Below are 15,820 nucleotides of genomic sequence, written 5' to 3'. Positions count from 1 at the left end.
TTACATGTGTGATATTTAATTTGTTTCGCTGTGACACTTATGAAAGAAGCCTTGCGTTAATTCATTTGGAATGAGTGTTTTGGTTTTGAATACCTCTTCCACGGCTAAAACCATTTCCTTGCCGATTCCTTGATCTCGATGGGATGGATTCACACTAATATGCTCGATTTGTACTTGGTCGTCTGTTTTCAACACACCAATGGCACCTACGATATCCTCGCCATCTTTCCAAAGGAACAGCTGCCGATTTTCATCCATTTCATATGACTTCATCGTCTGCTGAAGCTGTTTGACGTCTTTCTCACCCGGCATGAAGGAGAGTAGCCCCATGGCAATTTTTTCAAAAGACCTCTTATAACGAATTAACATATATACCCCTCAATATTCAAATTATCCTAATGTCCAGCAAATGTCTCACGAATCATTTGCTCATCACACATTATAAACATTTTTATACCGTTTTTAAACTCTTTTTCACTAAATTAACGAAAGGTTCGATTGAGATTCGCCATTTCAATGGCAGCTGCAGCCGATTCGCTGCCTTTATTTCCAGCTTTTGTGCCGGCTCTTTCGATGGCTTGTTCAATGGATTCTGTTGTTAGTACACCAAAGATAATCGGTACCCCTGTTGACATGGCACTTTGAGCAATTCCTTTAGCGGCTTCATTACAAACATAATCGTAGTGAGTTGTTGCGCCCCGGATTACGGTTCCTAGTGTAATGACGGCATCGTATTTCTTTGTTTCAGCTAGTTTTTTTGCCATGTACGGAATTTCAAAAGCACCCGGTACCCACACGACATCAATATCGTCACCGTTTGCTCCGTGTCTGAGCAATGTATCTTCTGCTCCGTCAAGCAGTTTACTTGTAATAAAGTCATTAAATCTCGCGACGACGATTGCAAATTTTAGTCCTTCTGCTACTACATGCCCTTGTATTGTATTCATATGTGGATCATCCTTTTTTGTGATTTTTATTTTGTTTCGATAGTTGCTGTTTCGTTATTGTTTAAATAGGTCTGCAATGCTTCGATTGTCAGCATCTTTAAACCGTGCTGTTTTTGGATCTCTTTTAGTTCAGGGACGCGCGCCATTGTGCCATCTACATTCATAATTTCACATATGACACCCGCTGGCTCTGAACCTGCCAGTTTCGCAAGATCTACCGCCGCCTCTGTATGACCTGGTCTTTCTAGTACACCGCCCTCTTTTGCAATGAGCGGGAACACATGACCTGGGCGGGCAAATTCTTCTGGTGTTGCGTCTTTATTTAACATGGCAAGCATGGTCGCAGAGCGCTCAAAAGCACTAATACCAGTCGTCGTTGTCACATGATCAATGCTCACTGTAAATGCTGTATGGTGTGCATCTGTATTTTGTTCTACCATTGGATGCAGGTTCAGGTGTTTGGCGATCGACGTATGGACCGGTGTACAAATGAGGCCTCTTCCATGTAAAGCCATGAAGTTAATGGCTTCAGGCGTGGCATGCTCAGCAAGTGCCACAAAATCTCCTTCGTTTTCTCTGTCTTCATCATCCACTACGATAATGATTTCTCCTTGCTTAAGAGCATTTACTGCTTCTTCTACTGAATGATACATACAATCGCCTCCTAGAATCCGTGCTCTTTTAAAAATGATGGGGTCAATCGGGATGGCTGCTTATCGCCTTGTTCTTTTGTTAAAAAGCGATAAATGTATTTGCCGATCATGTCACACTCTATATTCACGATCTCTCCCATAGATTTAGTCAGGAAAATAGTTCCTTCAAGTGTATGAGGAATAATAGAGACTGTGACGTGTGAATCTTGCAAATCGAAAATGGTTAAGCTGACACCATCTATTGCGATCGAACCCTTTTGCGTGAGCATATCTGTGAGGGTCTTGTCCATCTCTAAATCATAGTAAATGGCATTACTTTTCTTTTCTATTCGGGTAATGACTGCCGTCCCGTCAACATGACCTGAGACAAAATGGCCGCCGAATCGTCCATTCGAGGACATGGCCCGCTCTAAATTCACTGGACTGCCTGATGTCAGCTGATCCAGTGATGTCGCTTTGACCGTCTCTGGCATCACATCTGCTGCGAACTGTGCTTTTGTAAAGCTTGTGACTGTAAGACATACACCATTGATCGCAATACTGTCTCCGAGGTGAACATCTTCTAGCACACGGCTGCACTTTATGACAATTTCCATGGCATCTGCTGACTTTTTACTTAATGACTGTACGGTGCCAACTTCTTCAATTATCCCCGTAAACATGTGATCCTCCCTTTCTTTTCATTTGTATTTCTCACTTTATAAAAAAGCGATGTTAGGGACATGTGATCGATTGAGCACCTTCGTCGCTTTTTAAGGTCCATACAAGGTAGATGAGGGATCACCTAATAAACACTGCATGCCGGTCTATTAACTACATGTACATACAGAAAGCCCCGGAAAAAATTCCGGGGCTTTGGCTTTTTTGCATCAGAAATAAAACTATGATCAACAAATATTTTTCGTTCATAGCTTTCTTTATCCTTCTCCCATCCAGACTTTCACTGTCGGCTTCAGCTTTTCACTGAATCAACCGTTAATAAATTAACGGGTCACGGGCTGTAAAGCATTTGCTTTATTACCGTCGGTCGGGATTTTCACCCTGCCCCGAAGGATACAATCGATATTTAGCTGTCCTTAGGGGCTATTATAGCGATCCTTGTTGTCAAATGCAACAATCAAGATTTCTCACAAAAAAGTCTCCTTATAGGAAAGGAGACTTGTTAATTAACGACTTTTACTACTTTTATAAGACCATCTATTCTTTTTTCATTACTAAAGTAGGCTTTAATACGATCGCCTTTCTTCAAGTCGGCCACATCATCTTCGAATTTCTTTCCATTAAAAATGATTTTTGTGCCGTTTTTTGCTTGACCGTAATATTCATCTCCATCAATTTTCGTAATGGTATATTCATAGATGGTATAATCTTTATCATTATTTGTTAAGCTTTCACCAATGGCTGTTGGCACATCTTCAATTTTCATGCCATTCATGTATAAATAACCTGCGCCTAAACAAAGCAGTAAAACAAATAAGACGGCAATTTTCAATTTAATTTTCCCCATATTTAGAACCTCCATCATCTGCACTTCGCCTATTTGTATGTTTTATTCCTTCTTTTGATGAAATAAAACCAAAAAAGCTGATTTCCATTAATGGTTACTTATATAACGATTGAGTTGGACCTTTGGTTCCACCTTTTCATCATTACATATGATACGAATATGCGTTCTTTATTAAGGGGGTCTCTTTCCTCTTTATCCGTTAGTAGGGCGCACACCATTGATGATCATCTTTTTTCGAGTGCGAATAGATCTTCCTCTAACAATTGCGATCTCTGAACAGCAATGTTCCGGCTGTCACGAACCCCTTGATTATAATAGTAACTTCCAAGATTTTTTGTGATAAATTCTAGTATATTAATGGCTGCTAATTCACCAATCTCTTCTTCTCGTTCTTCGGCAAAGTAACGCTGAATAGCAATCATCATTTGATTTTTTTCTTCTTTTGTTAATGGTTTCAAATTATCTCCTGCTTTCTTTCAGCATGAAACACGCTTTTTTAATTTGCATTGACATCTGTTTTTCAGTTGAATGTGGCGACACCCACAAATGCGAATATTTGTTCTCTTATCATATCACAAAATCGAGTTCTGTCCATAACTGTCCTAAAAGAAAAAGCGTGTTTTGATAGCTTGATCAAAATACGCTTTCCCTATATTGACTGTTTTCCACGTAGACTGTTTATTTCAATATGGAAAGTATCGTCGCTACAGAATGATCTACAAATGAACGCTCTGGACGAGATTTCATGAGGACGGTAAGTCCAATGAAAGAAACGACCAGTGTCTGTGCTAAAGCTTTAGCATTCAGACTGCTTTCGAGCTCACCCGAGCGAATACCTTGAACAATCCTTTCTTCAAAAATGACCGAAAGATACATCTGATGCTCTCTTGTAAGAATTTCAAATTTCTCTTCGTGTGGCGCAAGTTCCACTATTGTATTGATGCAAAAACATCCTTTACTCGGACCATCTCTATATTCCTCTTCTACTAAATCTGCAAATAATGCATGAAATGCTTTCTTTGCAGAAAGATTGCTTTGAAGTTTTGTTCGAATATGGCCAGCATGCTGCTTTGTATATTTGCGTAATGCGGCCTCAAATAATTCCTCTTTATCTCCAAAAGCTGAGTATAAGCTTGGCCGCTGTATTCCCATTTTTGCAGTCAAATCGCTTAATGTAGTGGCCCTATACCCCTTTTCCCAAAAAAGCACCATTGCCTCATCCAACGCTTTTTCCTTATCAAATTCCCGTTGTCGAACCATCAGCAATTCCTCATTTCAACAATAAAATTTCTTCACAAAGTCAGCCATCTATTTCTTGATATTATTCTCTATTTGGTTACCAATCGGTACATTATAATTTTATTTTATTGACGTACTAATGTCAAATTGCCTTACCCTTTCAAGATCAGCATCAATTAACTGTATCAAAGTCTTGACTTTAAAACGTTTTGTTGGTTATCCTTAACATGAATCATAATATACCAAACAGTATATTATACTTTTTAGTACAAAAGGAGACGATGAAATGCATGGTGAAAGAAAAAATCACTTCCATTGAACATCTTGATATGGAAACGACTCATTTACCAATCAAACCGAGATCAACGATGACTCGCTATATGGCACTGCTGTTTGCGATAGCCTGCGGGATGGCAGTTGCAAACATATACTTTGCACAACCGTTATTAGACTCCCTCGCATCCGAGTTTGGTATCACCTATTCATCCATTGGCATGGTCATTACGATTACTCAGCTTTGTTATGCGCTGGGGCTGCTACTGATAGTACCACTTGGTGATCTATTGAATAGACGCCGGCTCATCATTGGTCAGATGCTTTTATCCGTGTTGTCTCTCATTCTAGTCGGCATCGCTCCTATCGTCACCGTCCTCTTTATAGGATTAGCTGTGGTCGGACTGCTTGCTGTGGTCACTCAAGTACTCGTAGCGTTCGCAGCGACTTGGGCCGCTCCAGAAGAGCGCGGTCGTATTGTTGGCTTGGTGCAAAGTGGAATCGTGATCGGGATTCTTCTCGCACGAACGTTTGCTGGTGTACTAACCGATCTCGCCGGCTGGAGGTCAGTCTACCTAGTTTCTGCCATTATGATGCTTATCATAACTGGCGTGTTGTTCCGAATTCTCCCGGGTGATGACAGCGAAAGAGAGTCATTATCCTATGCAAACCTGCTTCGTTCAATGTTTACATTGTTCAGACAAGAACGAATCCTGCGCATCCGTGGAATTCTGGCTCTTCTTATTTTTATTGTGTTTGGTACGTTATGGACTTCGCTCGTGCTGCCCCTCAGTACCACGCCATACAATCTTTCACATACGGCGATTGGTGCACTTGGTCTTGCTGGAGTTGCCGGAGCATTAGGCGCTGCTCGGGCTGGAAGCCTTGCTGATCGGGGCTTAGGACAGTTAACAACTTGTATAGCCCTTGTCCTATTAATCGTTTCATGGTTTTTTATCTTTTTCACTGAATATTCACTTATTTTATTGATCATCGGTATTATCATTCTTGACCTATCTGTGCAGGCCGTACACGTGACCAATCAGAGTATGATTTTCACTGTGCGGCCTGAGGCGAGAAGCCGGCTTACTGCTGCTTATATGATTTTTTACTCCATCGGCAGTGCGACTGGTTCTATTGTTTCAACCAGCATATACGCAAACGATGGCTGGATCGGGGTATGTTTATTTGGTGCCTCTGTCAGTGCCATTGCCCTTTTGTATTGGATCATCACCTACCGCCTCACGGAACAAATAACCGTAAAATCAGATTTAACATAAAAAAACACCGCGATTAAGCGGTGTTTTGGATTAAGCATCGACAACTTCGACTTTTTCCATACCTTGGCCTTGTTCCATATCTAGAACAGCCTCGATACCAGATGTTACTTTGCCAAAAACAGTGTGAACACCGTTTAAATGCGGCTGAGGGTCATGTACGATAAAGAATTGGCTGCCGCCTGTATCTTTACCAGCATGCGCCATTGATAATGAACCTCTTTCGTGTTGATGTGGATTCCCTTCTGTTTCACATTTAATTGTGTAACCAGGACCACCAGTTCCATTACCGTTTGGATCGCCGCCTTGGCTTACGAAGCCTGGGATGACGCGGTGGAATTTCAATCCATCGTAGAAGCCTTCATTCGCTAATTTTTCAAAGTTTGCTACTGTACCTGGAGCAGCCTCTGGGTATAGTTCAAACTCAATTTTCTTACCATTCGTTAGTTGTATGTATCCTTTTTTCGCCATTTTTCACATTCTCCTTTCAGGTTAAACAACGCTCATTATAGCACATTTTCGGTGATGTTAAACATCCCCTGCTCTTTGATTGTGATTTACCTCTTTTCTTAGGATTGATACAATAGAAGAGCTTGATCCTTTTTTCCTATTAAATTGATGACAGACTGTGCAACATGTCTTCATTTATTAGAAAAGGAAAACATCTTAAAAAGAAAATTGAAACGTCGAATCGATTTGTTACGTCTATATGATGGAGTGCATTTCTTTACGTGTGCTCAAAAGATGAGTTTCTCTAAAAGAGGAACCCTTTCGACTTGAAGGAGGTCAACATGTTTAAAAAATCAATGCTTGGTATGATGGCAGCGCTCCTTTTCCTCATTGGTGCGCCAAAAGTCAGCTTAGCGGATGCAGCTGTCGGCGATGTCATCGTCACACTTGGGCAAGACTTAACTCCGGCTGATCGCCAGAAGGTGCTTGACGAGTTGAATCCACCTGAAAATGCGACAAAAATTGAAGTAACCAATAAAGAAGAGCATGAATATTTAGGAAAGTATATCCCTCGTTCTTCTATCGGGACGAGAGCATTATCATCTTCATCTATCACCATTGAAAAATCAGGTACTGGTCTGACTGTGGATACACATAACATCAAGACCATTACAGATGAGATGTATTTAAATGCTTTAATGACAGCCGGTGTCAAGGATGCCAAGGTTGTCGTGACTGCGCCGTTTGAAGTTTCTGGTACAGCCGCACTGACGGGTCTATTAAAAGCCTATGAAGTGTCAAGCGACAAAGCCATTCCAGAAGATGTGAAACAGGTAGCAAACGAAGAGCTTGTGACAACTTCTAAATTGGGTGACTCCATCGGGAAAGACAATGCTTCTGCCCTTATTGCAAAAATCAAGGATGACATTGCGAAAAATGGTGTCCCTAAAACAACAAAAGAAGTCGAAGAAAAAGTGGATCAGGCTGCTTCTGATTTAAACTTAAATCTAACGCAAGATCAAAAGGATCAGCTTGTTTCACTATTCGATAAAATGAAGAACATCAATATCGATTGGAGCCAAGTAGGATCTCAAATCGATAAAGCAAAAGACAAGATTACGAAATTCATAGAATCAGATGAAGGGAAAAACCTTCTTCAAAAGATTTGGGATTTCTTTGTCTCCATTTGGAACGCAATCGTCTCTGTATTTACTGGAGGAAAATAAGTCATCATAAAAAGCTGCCTGTACATCAGGCAGCTTTTTTACGTAGATGATTTCACTTTTGATTGATACGGTAAATCAAGTTTGACAATATCGGCATATGTTTCGCGTTCAACGACAAGCTGCGCTTCCCCGTCTTCTACAAATACAACAGCCGGGCGCGGGATGCGGTTATAGTTGTTTGACATACTGTAGCCGTAAGCTCCGGTACAAAAGACAGCTAATAAATCTCCTTGTGATAACTCTGGCAAATCGATATCCCAAATGAGCATATCTCCGCTTTCACAGCATTTCCCTGCAATGGAAACCGTTTGATCATGCGTTTGGCTCATTTTGTTGGCACTTGCCGCTTCATATTTCGCTTGATATAAAGCTGGACGAATGTTGTCACTCATTCCCCCATCTACCGCAATATAATCGCGAATGCCAGGTACATGTTTTGATGAGCCGATCGTATAAAGCGTTGTCCCTGCATCTCCAACGAGAGAGCGGCCTGGCTCAATCCAAATTTCCGGCATATCAAACTCATAGCGGGCTACGTTCTCTTTTACAGCTTGGATAATTTTCTCGACGTATTCTGTCGCAGGAAGTGGTTCATCTTCTTCTGTATAACGGATACCAAAGCCGCCGCCTAAGTTTAACACGGTCGAAATAAAACCAAATGATTCTCTCCATTCATCTAGCTTCAAAAAGATTTTATCTGCTGCAAGGACAAAACCAGCCGTATCAAAAATTTGTGAACCGATATGGCAATGAACGCCTAAAAGCTCGATCACTTCTGATCCAAGCACTTGTTTCACCGCTTCATCTGCTTGTCCATTGTGAAGGTCAAAGCCAAATTTGGAATCCTCTTGGCCTGTTGTAATGTAATCATGTGTATGCGCTTCGACACCTGGTGTAATACGGAGCAGCACTTTCACCTGTTTTGACAGCTCTTGACCAAGCTCTTCAATGAGCTTCATTTCGTAGAAATTATCTACGACAATACAGCCGATCTCGTGCTCTAACGCCATTTTCAATTCTTCCCTGCTTTTATTGTTGCCATGGAAATGAATTTTTTCTACCGGAAACCCGGCGCAAATGGCTGTGTGAAGCTCCCCTCCTGATACGACATCAAGAGATAATCCTTCTTCCTTGGCAAGCTGAAACATGGCGATGGAGGAAAATGCTTTACTCGCATATGCTACCTGCGCTGTTAACTCTTCTTCTATAAATGCTTTTTGAAAGCTTTTTGCACGCTCCCGTATTAAAGCCACATCATATACATAAAGTGGTGTCCCATACGTTTCAGCTAAAGAAACGGCATCAACACCACCAATTTCTAAATGACCGAGTTCATTTTGTCTGCAAGTGCCGTGTAAATACAATGTCATTCCCTCTTTCTCCGCCTCGGCTGAAAAAAGACAGCTGCGTGAGCTGCCTTTTGCCGTTTCTCAAAGTTAAAAATACAATATCACAATCTTCAGCCACTTTCAATGAGCGTTAAGAATTTGGCGGAATTTTTGATCTGTTTTGAGGGTGAACGATGCTTGGCCTTACTTTTGAGCCAGGAACAGACGTCCGAATTAACACTTGCCATAAAGCTTTCCCATTAAAAGGAAGAAACGGCCACATATAAGGCGTCTGCAATGAACGTATGGATGTTAAATATATGATTAACAACGTAAAACCAATGATGAGTCCATTCAGCTTAAAGATCGCAACGAGTGCTAGTATGATGAGTCGTACAATCTTATTGGCGACACTCAGCTCATAGCTTGGCGTTGTAAATGTCCCGATAGCCGCTAGTGAGACGTATAAGATGACCTCTGGCGTAAATAAACCGACATCAATGGCGATTTGTCCAATTAAAACAGCCGCAATCAGCCCCATGGCGGTCGACAAAGCGGTTGGCGTATGAATCGCTGCCATCCTTAAAAATTCCACCCCAAAATCAGCAAGGAATACTTGTAATATGACCGGGATATGAGAAGGTTTATTAAAGCCAATATAGCTTAAATGATCCGGCAGAAGACTTGGTTCGAGGATAAACAGAAACCAAATCGGTAAAAGAAACGTTGAACATAAAATGCCTAAAAAGCGTACCCATCTTAGGAACGTACCAACTGCAGGTGCCTGGCGGTATTCTTCTGCGTGCTGAACGTGGTGAAAAATGGTGGTTGGCGTAATGATGACACTAGGAGATGTATCCGTAATGATGATGACATGACCTTCTAGTATATGGTTAGCGGCGACATCTGGACGCTCGGTGTAGCGTACAAGGGGAAAGGGATTGTATCCTTGTTTAATAATGAATTCTTCAATCGTTTTATCAGACATCGTCAGCCCATCGACTTTGATTCCTGATACTTCTTTCTCTATAATATCGACAAGATCTGGGTCCGCAATATCTTCAATGTAGCAAACACATACATCCGCTTTCGAACGTTCGCCTACTTTGAGCATTTTGTATCTCAGTTTTTCATCTCGCACCCGTCTTCGTATGAGCGCTGTATTGACAATAATGTTTTCAACAAAGCCGTCTCTTGCGCCCCGGACAACCTTTTCTGTATCCGGCTCCTCTGGCATTCTGCCAGGATAGCTTCTGACATCAATGATAAATGCGTAGTTTTCACCTTCTACTACAACTGCCACAAGCCCCGACAGTACTTGGTCTACCGCTTCATCGAGCGTTTCAACCTTTGAGACCTGCTGATTGACTAGACGGTTCTCGACCACACGTGCCAGATCATCTGATTCAGGTTCGTTGTCATTGATTTCAATTAGCTCTTTTAATAAGTAGATGACATACTGTGTATCACACAGTCCGTTTACATAGTAAAGTTGGATTTCCTGATCGTGTATATAAATTTTCCGCACGCCAAGGTCAAAGCTGAGACCCATTCCGACATTTTCCTTGAAGTAATCTTCATTTTTCTTCGGGTCTCGGTACACGTTTACCTTGTCTTTCTTCATGGAAACCACTCCTTTCTAAAATTAATTCAACTGCTTTCATTGTGATCGGAGATCCCTTGCTCAGATCATCTTTACGTCCCATTTTGCCAATATCTCCAATCCCAACAACAAACGGAAGATGGAGCGAGTCAAGACAATACACTGTATCCCCGCTCATTTTATGAGGCTCCATTTCAGGAAGACCATGCTTGTCGACACCGTATTCTGTCAGTTCACCCTCCCGGTCAATGGAAACATGAACTTTTGTCCATTCAGCTTGATGCGTTTTGGATGCAACGGCGATCGCTCCTATGACTTCAATTTCAGGGTGACGTGCCACATGCTTCATCGCCGTCTCCCCTGTTCCTTCACCTGTCAGGCCAGAGTCATCAAACATGACAAACACTGGATCATACGGCGTTTTTAAAATCATCTGTACAAGTTCAGGCCCTGTCCGTTTGCTTGGATTTCCTTTTGAGCTGGAAATACATCGTCCACCGACTTTTTTAGCAGCAAGCTCAATGGTTTTGGCAGCATATATATCTCCGTCTGTCACTAAAATGACTTTCCGTCTTTGCCCCATATTAGGTTATCCTTTCGGTTTAAAGATAAGAGCGATAATAAATGAGAATAAAATCGCAGCTGATATTCCAGCAGAAGTTAATTCAAAAATACCGATCCCGATTCCGATGAACCCGTGTACATCTGCCTGATGCATCGCCCCATGAAGCAAGCTATGACCAAAGCTGACGATTGGTACGGTTGCGCCCGCACCAGCAAATTCAATAAATTTATCATAAATACCGAAACCGTCTAATATGGTACCCGCCACAACAAAGGTGGTCATGACATGTGCAGGCGTAAGTTTGAGTACGTCTAGTAAAAGCTGGCCAATGACGCAAATAAGTCCGCCTGCAACAAAAGCGATAAGATAATCCATTAGCTCTCTCCTCCTGCACGCTCAAATACGACACCGTGCGCAATGGTTGGAATGGTCTCTTTTTGCTGGACCATCGTCGGGCTGAGAAGTGCCCCGGTTGCGACAACCAGTACTCTTTGCAAATTCCCTGCCTTCATTTCTTGAAAGATGTGACTGAATGTCACAACAGCTGAACACGCACAGCCGCTGCCTCCAGCGAACACGTTTTGATCGGGTGTATAGATGATTAATCCGCAATCATCGTGCTTTCGGCCGAGCTGAATGCCGTCTTCTTTGAGCAGATCCTTTAAGATCGGTGAGCCAATGCCAGATAGATCACCTGTTAAAATAAGATCGTAATCGTCAACCGTTCTCCCTAGATCTTCTAAATGCTGCTTGATGGTATCTGCTGCTGCCGGTGCCATTGCCGACCCCATGTCAAATGGGTCTGTAATCCCAAGATCCATAACTCGTCCCACAGTTGCGCTTGTAATTTGAATTTGGGAGGGCTCTTGGCTGATAATAACGGCCCCGCTCCCAGTCACTGTACTTGTCGCTGTATCTGGTTTTTGTCCGCCGTATTCTGTCGGATTACGAAATTGGCGTTCTGCCGTCGCATTATGACTGCTTGTCGCAGCAATGGCTCTTTTTGCAAAACCACCATCTACTAATGCCGAAGCAATGGCGACCGATTCCATTGATGTGGAGCATGCTCCAAATAAACAAAGAAACGGGATTTTAAGTTCTCTTGCCACATAGTTTGCTGTGACGTTTTGATTCAGTAAGTCTCCTGCCAGCAAAAGATCAACATCGCTTTTTTGCAAATTTGCTTTTGATAAAGCGGTTGATATCGCATCATCCATGAGCTGCCTTTCAGCCATTTCCCAGTTCTTTTGATAACAATGCATTTCGTCGTATGTTTTATCAATTAGATGACCGATCGGGCCTTCTTTTTCTTTCGGTCCTGCAGCTGTTCCTTCTGCATTGACATAAAGCTTGTGCTCAAATACCCAAGATTGTTTACCTGTTAGTTTCACGTTTCATTCCTCCTACGAAAACGCCTTTTCCAAGATGTATCGAATGATCCCTACGACATATGCCGAGACGACACCAAAAACAATGACGTTCCCAGCAAGCTTAAACATGTTCGTGGCTACACCTAACACAAGCCCTTCACTTCTATGTTCAAGAGCAGCACTTGTCATGCTGTTTGCAAACCCTGTCACCGGGACAGCGGATCCCGCTCCAGCAAACTGGCCGATTCTATCGTAAATACCGATACCAGTTAATATAGAAGAAATTAAAATGAGGGTCGCTACGGTTGGGTTCCCTGCTGTCTTTTCATTAAAATCAAAAAAGTGAATATAGAAATTTTGCAGCCCCTCACCTATGGCACAGATCAATCCACCAACAAGAAAAGCCTTGATGCAGTTGAGGACATAAGGAGGTTTAGGCTGATACGTTTTCACCTTAGATGGATAGTTCTCTTTTAAACTCGACACGTGTTGTTCCCTCCAAATTCTTAAATATAAATCAGCCAATGAAATAGTGAACCAAATACCTTTCCTAAGACAATGGCCATGAGAAGCAAAACAATTTTCCCGTCCATTCCAATTCTTTTCGTTAATATAGGAAGTACATTTAATACTTCAGTCAGCGCAGCTGCAAGCATGCCGACGAAGATGCCCGCTAAAAGACCGATCGGAAGTGCCAGCCATTTGGATAAATGCAAATGTATTGGACTTAAGGTTGCCCAGCCGCCAACGACCGCCCCGCTGATGACAGCCGCCTCGTACCCTTGTATGAAGCGCTGCGTTTTGGTTAATTGCATTAAACGAGGGATGATGCCCAGCACTGTGAGAAATGCCACAAATCCTGCTCCTACCGTTAAACCGCCGCCAAGTCCAACAAGCACGACAAAAAGCCACTTACCGATCATGAATGTCTTTCATTGTCTCTTTATTTTCTTTGAGGGCGACATAATGATCGAGATCGAGCTGATATTTAAACATTTCCACTTCAAGCGGACTTGGTTCTTCATTTAAACGCTTTTTAAATACATGATTGAAAAATAAAATCATGCCGAAGCCTAGTCCGAAGCTATATGGAATTTGCAATAAATAAGGATGCTCAACCGTTTTTCCTGTGATCATTTCATATAGGCGGATATGAACGAGCCGCATACTGACATCCTCGTGAAAATTCATAATGGCAAGCGCCGCTCCGACAAATAACAGGAGCCATACAAACACAAATAAAACGGGAGAAAGCTGGCGTTTGCCTGTATCAATTTCGACAATGGCCTCAGCGCCTCCAACGGTTTGAATGTCGATATCTGGCCATGTTTTTTTGATCGTTTTGACCACATGCATGATATCAAGAACGGCGATGTGACGATCCTTTTTACTGACATGATATATCGGCATTTTGCTAAGCTTTTGCACAGCAAACTCATCACCAGTGATTTGGGCGATATCTTCTAAATAAATGAGCTGATCATTACCGGTCTTGATTCGATGGCGCAGCCGAAGAAAGATTTGTCCGTCCATCCAAGTCACTTCCTAAACGATGGGTTAAAAATAGTATGTGGTGAAAAATGGTTCTCATACGATAGAACTTGATTTACCGGTAATTACCACACAAAAAAAGCCAGCCGAATTGGCTAGCTGTCTTTTTGATCCATTTGCATTTGGATTTGTTTTAAAATTTTCTTTTCAAGCCGCGAGACTTGGACTTGTGAAATACCGAGCCTCTCCGCTACCTCAGATTGTGTTTGGTCTTTATAATATCTTAAGTACACAATGAGTTTTTCTCGTTCTTCTAATTCCTTGATCGCTTCTTTCAGGGCGATTTTATCAAACCATCTTTCTTCTGAATGATCCGCAATTTGATCAAGCAATGTAATCGGGTCTCCGTCATTTTCATACACGGTTTCATGAATCGATGACGGTGAGCGGACCGCTTCTTGGGCGAGGACGACATCCTCTGGTGTGATATCAAGATATTCGGCTATTTCCTGGACAGTCGGCATTCTTCCGTGAGACTTAGACAATTCATCTCTTGCCCGCCGAATTTTATTTCCAAGTTCTTTTAGTGACCGGCTCACTTTGACTGTTCCATCATCACGAATGAATCGCTGGATTTCACCAATGATCATTGGAACAGCATAGGTGGAAAACTTCACATCATATGACAAATCAAATTTATCAACAGATTTCAGCAGTCCAATACAGCCAATCTGAAACAAATCATCTGGTTCATATCCTCTATTTAAAAAGCGCTGAACAACGGACCAAACAAGACGCATGTTTTTTTCTACGAGGAGGTCTCTTGCTTGCTGATCACCGTCTTGGCTTTTTTTGATGAGCTCTTTGACTTCATCATTTGACAGCTGGGCTTTTTTTGCTTGCTTTTTTACCTCCACATCCATATGAGCAGCTCCTTTAATTACAAAGCGCTTTGCTTTTTGATAGATGCTTTGTTAAACGGATGGTCGTGCCCATTTCTGGAGATGAGTCTATCATGACATCATCCATAAAATTCTCCATGATGGTAAAGCCCATTCCAGAGCGTTCTAAGTCTGGTTTTGTGGTGAATAGCGGCTGTCTTGCTTCTTCAAGGTCTGTAATGCCCATGCCTTCGTCACGGATGGTGAGGTACACAACATGGTCATCAAGTGTGACATGGATATGCACCTTGCCATCTGGATTTCCATCATAGCCATGGATAATGGAGTTTGTCACCGCCTCTGACACAACGGTTTTGATTTCTGTTAATTCATCTAATGTCGGATCAAGCTGGGCGATAAACGCTGCGACTGTCACCCTTGCAAAGGATTCATTTTGACTTAAAGCAGAGAAGGTCAGGTTCATTTCATTCCTCATGATGCCACCCCCAATGTTTGCAATGCCGTTTGCTCTGAAGGCTCCATACGGATGATTTTAAATAAGCCAGACATATCAAATAATCGGTTCACTGCTGGCGAGATAGCACAGACGACCATTTCTCCGCCAAGCTGCTTAATTTCTTTATATCTTCCTAAAATCACTCCGAGACCTGAGCTGTCCATAAACGTTAAATCAGCCAAATTCAGCACGATGTGGCGAATGTCCTCTGTTTCCAAATAATTCGTCACCTTTTGTCTCAATGTTTCTGCGGAGTGATGATCAAGCTCTCCTGTTAACCGAATGCAAAGTACGCTCTCTTTTACTTGAAAATCAATTTCAAGGCTCATCTTTTTATTCCTCCTTGCTCTAATTTCGGATAAAGATTGTTTCTCTTTTTTATCAAGTAAATCCTTCACCATGACAAAACTAGTGACCATTCGTCACATTTAGATGTTCTTTTCTTCTTACTCATAGCAAAAAGACTGCCAATTACAGCAGCCTTTCACATTTT

At 42.0% G+C, this 15,820-nt stretch carries 20 protein-coding genes, 1 pseudogene and 1 riboswitch; of the genes and pseudogenes, 2 read left to right on the top strand and 19 right to left on the bottom strand.

Features of this window, described 5'->3' with window-relative positions; translation table 11 throughout:
• Positions 1–15: 15 nt before the first annotated feature.
• From ACSSTM_RS01240 to ACSSTM_RS01210, 7 genes and pseudogenes are all read right to left on the bottom strand, one after another.
• On the bottom strand, positions 16–369 hold the full coding sequence (locus tag ACSSTM_RS01240; protein ID WP_003215830.1) for a GNAT family N-acetyltransferase: 354 nt from the start codon (positions 367–369) through the stop codon (positions 16–18).
• 113 nt (positions 370–482) lie between these two features.
• Positions 483–947, bottom strand: coding sequence for a 6,7-dimethyl-8-ribityllumazine synthase (gene ribH / locus ACSSTM_RS01235; RefSeq protein ID WP_060596841.1), 465 nt, complete (start codon positions 945–947; stop codon positions 483–485).
• Positions 948–994: 47 nt separating this feature from the next.
• A pseudogene (gene ribB, locus ACSSTM_RS01230) lies at positions 995–1,600 on the bottom strand (3,4-dihydroxy-2-butanone-4-phosphate synthase); the annotation flags it as partial.
• An 11-nt stretch (positions 1,601–1,611) separates the two neighbouring features.
• Positions 1,612–2,262: a riboflavin synthase gene (ribE, locus tag ACSSTM_RS01225; protein WP_034661128.1), complete on the bottom strand. Its 651-nt coding sequence runs from the start codon at positions 2,260–2,262 to the stop codon at positions 1,612–1,614.
• A 254-nt stretch (positions 2,263–2,516) separates the two neighbouring features.
• Positions 2,517–2,658: riboswitch (FMN riboswitch) on the bottom strand.
• Positions 2,659–2,762: 104 nt separating this feature from the next.
• Positions 2,763–3,107: a hypothetical protein gene (locus ACSSTM_RS01220; RefSeq protein WP_034318777.1), complete on the bottom strand. Its 345-nt coding sequence runs from the start codon at positions 3,105–3,107 to the stop codon at positions 2,763–2,765.
• Between the two features lie 224 nt (positions 3,108–3,331).
• Positions 3,332–3,565, bottom strand: coding sequence for a DUF2164 domain-containing protein (locus ACSSTM_RS01215; RefSeq protein ID WP_003215556.1), 234 nt, complete (start codon positions 3,563–3,565; stop codon positions 3,332–3,334).
• A 220-nt stretch (positions 3,566–3,785) separates the two neighbouring features.
• Complete coding sequence (locus ACSSTM_RS01210) at positions 3,786–4,367, bottom strand: TetR/AcrR family transcriptional regulator (protein WP_106037954.1); 582 nt, start codon at positions 4,365–4,367, stop codon at positions 3,786–3,788.
• 269 nt (positions 4,368–4,636) lie between these two features.
• On the opposite strand from ACSSTM_RS01210, the gene ACSSTM_RS01205 reads away from it, so the two are divergent.
• Positions 4,637–5,899, top strand: a complete 1,263-nt coding sequence (locus ACSSTM_RS01205; RefSeq protein WP_106037955.1) for an MFS transporter — start codon at positions 4,637–4,639, stop codon at positions 5,897–5,899.
• Between the two features lie 30 nt (positions 5,900–5,929).
• On the opposite strand, the gene ACSSTM_RS01200 is transcribed toward ACSSTM_RS01205, so the two are convergent.
• The gene (locus ACSSTM_RS01200) at positions 5,930–6,367 is read right to left on the bottom strand and encodes a peptidylprolyl isomerase (RefSeq protein ID WP_008359679.1); all 438 of its coding nucleotides are present in this window, start codon (positions 6,365–6,367) and stop codon (positions 5,930–5,932) included.
• Between the two features lie 320 nt (positions 6,368–6,687).
• Between ACSSTM_RS01200 and ACSSTM_RS01195 the strand changes: the two genes are divergently transcribed.
• Positions 6,688–7,572, top strand: a complete 885-nt coding sequence (locus ACSSTM_RS01195; RefSeq protein WP_034661133.1) for a DUF1002 domain-containing protein — start codon at positions 6,688–6,690, stop codon at positions 7,570–7,572.
• 38 nt (positions 7,573–7,610) lie between these two features.
• Here ACSSTM_RS01195 and lysA read toward each other — a convergent pair whose 3' ends face one another.
• The 11 genes from lysA to spoIIAA form a co-directional block, all read right to left on the bottom strand.
• Positions 7,611–8,936: a diaminopimelate decarboxylase gene (lysA, locus tag ACSSTM_RS01190; protein WP_095285352.1), complete on the bottom strand. Its 1,326-nt coding sequence runs from the start codon at positions 8,934–8,936 to the stop codon at positions 7,611–7,613.
• Between the two features lie 115 nt (positions 8,937–9,051).
• The gene (locus tag ACSSTM_RS01185; RefSeq protein ID WP_034661136.1) at positions 9,052–10,524 is read right to left on the bottom strand and encodes a spore germination protein; all 1,473 of its coding nucleotides are present in this window, start codon (positions 10,522–10,524) and stop codon (positions 9,052–9,054) included.
• Positions 10,478–11,086: a stage V sporulation protein AE gene (locus ACSSTM_RS01180; protein WP_034661137.1), complete on the bottom strand. Its 609-nt coding sequence runs from the start codon at positions 11,084–11,086 to the stop codon at positions 10,478–10,480. Before ACSSTM_RS01180 ends, ACSSTM_RS01185 begins: the two co-directional genes overlap by 47 nt.
• Before the next feature lie 6 nt (positions 11,087–11,092).
• Complete coding sequence (spoVAE, locus tag ACSSTM_RS01175; protein ID WP_007501045.1) at positions 11,093–11,443, bottom strand: stage V sporulation protein AE; 351 nt, start codon at positions 11,441–11,443, stop codon at positions 11,093–11,095.
• Complete coding sequence (gene spoVAD, locus ACSSTM_RS01170; protein WP_095285354.1) at positions 11,443–12,459, bottom strand: stage V sporulation protein AD; 1,017 nt, start codon at positions 12,457–12,459, stop codon at positions 11,443–11,445. The genes spoVAE and spoVAD overlap by 1 nt, the downstream gene beginning before the upstream one ends.
• Positions 12,460–12,471: 12 nt before the next feature.
• On the bottom strand, positions 12,472–12,924 hold the full coding sequence (gene spoVAC / locus ACSSTM_RS01165) for a stage V sporulation protein AC (protein ID WP_034661140.1): 453 nt from the start codon (positions 12,922–12,924) through the stop codon (positions 12,472–12,474).
• Between the two features lie 20 nt (positions 12,925–12,944).
• Complete coding sequence (locus tag ACSSTM_RS01160; RefSeq protein ID WP_034661142.1) at positions 12,945–13,361, bottom strand: stage V sporulation protein AB; 417 nt, start codon at positions 13,359–13,361, stop codon at positions 12,945–12,947.
• Complete coding sequence (locus ACSSTM_RS01155; protein ID WP_034661143.1) at positions 13,351–13,971, bottom strand: stage V sporulation protein AA; 621 nt, start codon at positions 13,969–13,971, stop codon at positions 13,351–13,353. Before ACSSTM_RS01155 ends, ACSSTM_RS01160 begins: the two co-directional genes overlap by 11 nt.
• Before the next feature lie 113 nt (positions 13,972–14,084).
• Positions 14,085–14,852, bottom strand: coding sequence for an RNA polymerase sporulation sigma factor SigF (gene sigF, locus ACSSTM_RS01150; protein WP_024422864.1), 768 nt, complete (start codon positions 14,850–14,852; stop codon positions 14,085–14,087).
• 13 nt (positions 14,853–14,865) lie between these two features.
• Positions 14,866–15,306 (bottom strand): anti-sigma F factor, encoded by a 441-nt coding sequence (gene spoIIAB, locus ACSSTM_RS01145; protein ID WP_034661145.1) that lies wholly within the window; start codon positions 15,304–15,306, stop codon positions 14,866–14,868.
• Positions 15,303–15,656 (bottom strand): anti-sigma F factor antagonist, encoded by a 354-nt coding sequence (gene spoIIAA / locus ACSSTM_RS01140; protein WP_034661146.1) that lies wholly within the window; start codon positions 15,654–15,656, stop codon positions 15,303–15,305. The genes spoIIAB and spoIIAA overlap by 4 nt, the downstream gene beginning before the upstream one ends.
• Between the last annotated feature and the right edge of the window lie 164 nt (positions 15,657–15,820).

This window comes from Bacillus sp. RK1064 (assembly GCF_051488405.1).
Classification (GTDB): Bacteria; Bacillota; Bacilli; order Bacillales; family Bacillaceae; genus Bacillus.
This window is presented reverse-complemented; position numbering and strand designations above follow the sequence as displayed.

Excerpts from the sequence above, each read along its gene's own strand:
- ACSSTM_RS01240 (WP_003215830.1), bottom strand. The coding sequence starts at position 369 with ATGTTAATTCGTTATAAGAGGTCTTTTGAAAAAATTGCCATGGGGCTA.
- ribH (WP_060596841.1), bottom strand. The coding sequence starts at position 947 with ATGAATACAATACAAGGGCATGTAGTAGCAGAAGGACTAAAATTTGCA.
- ribE (WP_034661128.1), bottom strand. The coding sequence starts at position 2,262 with ATGTTTACGGGGATAATTGAAGAAGTTGGCACCGTACAGTCATTAAGT.
- ACSSTM_RS01220 (WP_034318777.1), bottom strand. The coding sequence starts at position 3,107 with ATGGGGAAAATTAAATTGAAAATTGCCGTCTTATTTGTTTTACTGCTT.
- ACSSTM_RS01210 (WP_106037954.1), bottom strand. The coding sequence starts at position 4,367 with ATGGTTCGACAACGGGAATTTGATAAGGAAAAAGCGTTGGATGAGGCA.
- ACSSTM_RS01205 (WP_106037955.1), top strand. The coding sequence starts at position 4,637 with ATGGTGAAAGAAAAAATCACTTCCATTGAACATCTTGATATGGAAACG.
- ACSSTM_RS01200 (WP_008359679.1), bottom strand. The coding sequence starts at position 6,367 with ATGGCGAAAAAAGGATACATACAACTAACGAATGGTAAGAAAATTGAG.
- ACSSTM_RS01195 (WP_034661133.1), top strand. The coding sequence starts at position 6,688 with ATGTTTAAAAAATCAATGCTTGGTATGATGGCAGCGCTCCTTTTCCTC.
- ACSSTM_RS01185 (WP_034661136.1), bottom strand. The coding sequence starts at position 10,524 with ATGAAGAAAGACAAGGTAAACGTGTACCGAGACCCGAAGAAAAATGAA.
- ACSSTM_RS01180 (WP_034661137.1), bottom strand. The coding sequence starts at position 11,086 with ATGGGGCAAAGACGGAAAGTCATTTTAGTGACAGACGGAGATATATAT.
- spoVAE (WP_007501045.1), bottom strand. The coding sequence starts at position 11,443 with ATGGATTATCTTATCGCTTTTGTTGCAGGCGGACTTATTTGCGTCATT.
- ACSSTM_RS01160 (WP_034661142.1), bottom strand. The coding sequence starts at position 13,361 with ATGATCGGTAAGTGGCTTTTTGTCGTGCTTGTTGGACTTGGCGGCGGT.
- ACSSTM_RS01155 (WP_034661143.1), bottom strand. The coding sequence starts at position 13,971 with ATGGACGGACAAATCTTTCTTCGGCTGCGCCATCGAATCAAGACCGGT.
- sigF (WP_024422864.1), bottom strand. The coding sequence starts at position 14,852 with ATGGATGTGGAGGTAAAAAAGCAAGCAAAAAAAGCCCAGCTGTCAAAT.
- spoIIAB (WP_034661145.1), bottom strand. The coding sequence starts at position 15,306 with ATGAGGAATGAAATGAACCTGACCTTCTCTGCTTTAAGTCAAAATGAA.
- spoIIAA (WP_034661146.1), bottom strand. The coding sequence starts at position 15,656 with ATGAGCCTTGAAATTGATTTTCAAGTAAAAGAGAGCGTACTTTGCATT.